Origin of the sequence: Colwellia psychrerythraea (genome assembly GCF_000764185.1) — a bacterium.
In the GTDB taxonomy this organism is placed as follows: Bacteria; Pseudomonadota; Gammaproteobacteria; order Enterobacterales; family Alteromonadaceae; genus Colwellia; species Colwellia psychrerythraea_B.
Genome location: NZ_JQEC01000066.1, coordinates 1 through 676, shown reverse-complemented (window position 1 = coordinate 676; position 676 = coordinate 1). Strand labels below are relative to the sequence as shown.

General features: G+C 41.3%; 1 pseudogene. It reads right to left on the bottom strand.

Annotated elements, in window-relative coordinates:
- Window positions 1–186: 186 nt before the first annotated feature.
- Window positions 187–676 (bottom strand): annotated as a pseudogene (locus GAB14E_RS02860) (protein adenylyltransferase SelO family protein); the annotation flags it as partial.

Here is a 676-nt window from a genome sequence, read left to right as displayed (position 1 = left end):
GTTTAATACCCCGTGGCTAGTTGATTAATTAGCGTTAGAAATGATATTAAATTATTCAGTTTTGCCTTTTGCTGATATTAAATTATTACAAAATGGGGATCTCTGTAATATTTAAGCATACATATTAAAAAATACTGGTTTACTCTGAGGCTGACAAAAGTTAACTACTTGATCACCGGAAAGCGCTTCACTTTCAGCAGCTTTAAGTTGAGGAAAGTGACGTTCAATGGCAAAACTGGTCAGCTTTTTAAGTGATTCAATATCTTTGCGCGCTGCAAAGTACTGAAAAGTGCCAACACGAATGTGACTAGTGGAAATGCGAGTAACAACCGCGCCAGGTAATGACCGCTCTAGATAAACAACCTCTCCTGTAGCAACAACAGCTAAACAACGAGTAGTTGGTACACCTAAGGCGAACATAGCTTCACTCATCATATATTCACGCAGCGCTGGACCTAGCGCGCAGCGACCATCACCTTGACGAGAAAAGAAGCTAGTGCCAGAGCCTTTTAATTGTACATCCCAAGACTGGCCTTGTTTATCCGTAATGTCACCTAATAAATGCGCACGACCATCACCAAGCTGAGGATTAAAGTGACCGAATTGGTGACCTGAATAAGCTTGTGCTATCGGCTTACTACCAACAATCAACTGATTACCTGAGAAGTATTGTGCC